Annotated in this window: 3 protein-coding genes; 1 reads left to right on the top strand and 2 read right to left on the bottom strand. The window is 74.6% G+C overall.

Annotation, left to right across the window (positions count from 1 at the left end):
* A partial coding sequence (locus VI078_09650) for a hypothetical protein (protein ID HEY5999545.1) occupies positions 1-294 on the top strand: 294 nt, incomplete at its 5' end.
* A 268-nt stretch (positions 295-562) separates the two neighbouring features.
* Here the strand turns inward: VI078_09650 and VI078_09645 are convergent.
* A complete protein-coding gene (locus VI078_09645; GenBank protein HEY5999544.1) occupies positions 563-1,759 on the bottom strand; it encodes a putative sulfate/molybdate transporter in 1,197 nt (398 codons plus the stop codon).
* Positions 1,756-3,017: response regulator (locus VI078_09640; protein HEY5999543.1), on the bottom strand; the 1,262-nt coding region annotated here is incomplete at its 5' end. The genes VI078_09645 and VI078_09640, both read right to left, overlap by 4 nt.

The following is a 3,017-nucleotide window of genomic DNA, read 5'->3' as shown; positions in this document are numbered from 1 at the left end:
GACGGCCCGCGCGGGCCGCGCTACCGGCTGCAGCCGGGGGTGCTGCTCGTGGCGCGGCTCGCCGGCGCCGCGGTCGTGCCGGCGGCCATCGGCTTCTCCCGCCACTGGACGTTCCGGAGCTGGGACGGGTTCCTGCTGCCGAAGCCGTTCGCGCGGGCGCGGGTGGTGTACGGCGAGCCGCTGGTGCCGCCCGCGGACGGCGGGGACGCCGCCTTCGAGGCCGCGCGGCTCGAGCTGGAACGCCGCCTGAACGAGGTCACGGAGCGAGCCGACCGACCCTTCAGCGACGGGTAACGCGCGCGGCACGGCGACTCCACCTGGCCGTCGCTTCCATAGGGGGGCTGCCCCCTCTGGCGCGGCTTCGCCGCTGTCACCCCCACAGGGCATCGGCTGCGATTGTCATCGGCGACCCTGGAATCCCCCGCGAGCGCATGCGCGAGGGATTTTTCGTCCCTGCAAGGCAGGACCGCAGCTCGCGAGGAGGCGACCTGGCGGTCGCCGCACGAGCGAAGCGAGGTCCAACGCCGCAGGCGCGGAAAAGACCCGCGCAGGCGCCCGCGGGCTAGATCTTCACCTTCAGGTGGCGGATGACGAGGTCGACGATGATCCCCGTGCCGAACGCCCACGCCATGTTCGGCACGGCGAGCGCGATCCCGGTGATCAGCAGCGCGACGAAGTACTCCTCGTTCGTCTTGAGGCTGCGGATGAGCGGGCACAGTTCGAGCCCTGCGAACACCAGGAGGACGCCGAGCACCGAGTTGGGGATGGACGCCAGCAGCGCGAATCCGAGGTGCCCGAAGCCGAGGGCCATGGCGATCAGGAGCAGCCCGATGATGACCGGCGCGCCGCCGGAGCGCGCCCCGAAGCGGTGGTGGGCGACGAGCCCGCCGGTGCCGTGGCACATCGGGACCGCCGCGAGGAGCCCGGCCGGGATGTTGGCGAGGCCCATGGTGAAGGCGAAGCCGCCGGCCTGGGCCCTGTCCAGCCGCGGGTCGCCGGGAAAGAGGCTCGCGGCGGTCGCGGCCGTCCCGACGCAGGCGTTGCCGATCGTCAGGGGGATCTGCGGGAGCACGAGCAGGATGGCGGCGGTGCGGAACGCCGCGGCGTCCGGGATGGAGACGCGCAGGGCGGTGGGCCCGATCGCCAGCGGGACGTCGCCGATCCCGCCGGCGAGAATCCCCACCGTGAGGCCGACGGCGAGCGCGACGAGCGCCGCGGGGAAGCGCCGGTTGTCGAGGAGCGCGAGCACGAGCACGAAGACCACCAGGCCGAGCCAGAGATTGACGTGCCAGCCGGCGAGCGGCCCTGGCCGCCCGTCGATGAACAGGGCGCGGCTCGCGATCAGCTCGATCCCCTTCTTCAGGAAGATCACGCCGAGCGAGAACTGGATCCCCCGCACGACCGGCGCGGTGAAGAGGCGGGCCGCCAGGTCGACGAGCCGGAAGGCCCAGAGCGCCAGCATCACGGCGCCGAAGAGGATGCCCGCGGCCCCGATGACCGGCGCCGTCACGACGGCCGGGCTTGCGATCGCGATCGCGCCCACCGCCTTGAGCGGCTGGACCGGCACCGGCAGGCGGTAGAAGAGGCCGGTGAACACGTAGAAGAAGCCGAAGGAGAGCAGGACCGCCGAGGGGCTCAGTCCGTTGATGAGGATCATCGCGACGACGATCGGCAGGAACGTCCCCAGGTCGCCGAAGGAGCCGGCCAGCTCGAGGCGGTCGAAGCGGTGGACGCCGGTCGGCCGGGGCGACGCACTCATGCAGGGCTGGGCGGCGCGTCGAGCACGCGGCGGACCCGGTCGCCGAGCATCGCCGGGCTGAAGGGCTTGCGCAGCAGGTGCGCGCCCGCGGCGAGCGCGCCGTGGCGCTCCAGGACCTCGTCCGTGCAGCCGGAGACGTAGAGCACGCGCAGCGGCCCGCTCGCCCGGCGCAGCTCCCGGGCGAGCTGCGGGCCGCTCATGCCCGGCATCACGACGTCCGCGAGCAGCAGGTCGACGGGCCCGGATTGCCTGGCCGCATCCAGCGCCTCGCGCCCGCCCCGGGTCTCCACGACGCGGTAGCCGAGGTCGCGCAGGGCCACGCCGATGACGCAGCGCACGGACTCGTCGTCCTCGGCCAGCAGGATCGTCTCGCTGCCGCGCTGCGGCGCGATCGCGCCGGCGGGGGCGTCCTTCCCCGGGTCGGTGCCGGGAAAGCGGACGTGCACGACCGTGCCGCCGTCCTCCGCGAAGATGCGCAAGTCGCCCCCGGAGCGCTCGACGATGCCGCGCACGGCCGCGAGGCCGAGCGGCGCCCCCGGGCGGTCCTCGCGCTCCCCGCGCTCCTCGGAGAGCGTGCCGGCGCCGGGGCCCCGGAACGAGAGCCGGAGCGCCGCGCCGCGGGCGTCGCCCCCGGCCCCTTCGGTCTCGATCAGCAGTCTGCCGCCGCCGGGCAGCGCGTCGCGGGCGGCGAGCGCCAGGTTGATCACCACCTGCTCCACCTGCACGGGGTCCGCGAACACGCGCGCCGCCCCGTGCGCTGCGCGGACCTCGAGCTCGACGTCCTCGCCGAGGAGGCGCCGGAGCATCTTCCCCATCTCGGCGATGACGGCCCCGAGGTCCACGGGCCGCGGGGCCAGGTGCTGGCTGCGCGAGAACGCGAGCAGCTGCTGGGTCAGGAGCGCGGCCCGGTCGGCCGCGGCGAGGATCTCGCCGAAGTTGCGCCGCAGCGGGCTGGCGCCGTCGAGGCGCAGCAGGCCCAGCTCGGCGTAGCTCGTGATCGCCGTGAGGATGTTGTTGAAGTCGTGCGCGACGCCGCCCGCCAGCCGCCCGACCGCCTCGAGCTTCTGCGCCTGCAGGAAGCGGCTCTCGAGCCGCCGGTGCTCCTCCTCGAGGCGCCGGCGCTGCAGCTCGGCGCCGAGGAGCGCGGCGACGCGGTCGAGGAACGCGCACTCGCCCGCGCCGGGGGCGGCCCCGGGCGCGAGCAGCGCGTGCAGCACACCGCAGACGCCGTCTCGCGAGACGAGCGGCACGGCGTGGT

The organism is bacterium, from assembly GCA_036524115.1.
Classification (GTDB): Bacteria; JAUVQV01; JAUVQV01; order JAUVQV01; family DATDCY01; genus DATDCY01.
The sequence above is the reverse complement of the archived record's forward strand: the minus strand, read 5'-3'. Positions and strand labels throughout refer to the sequence as shown.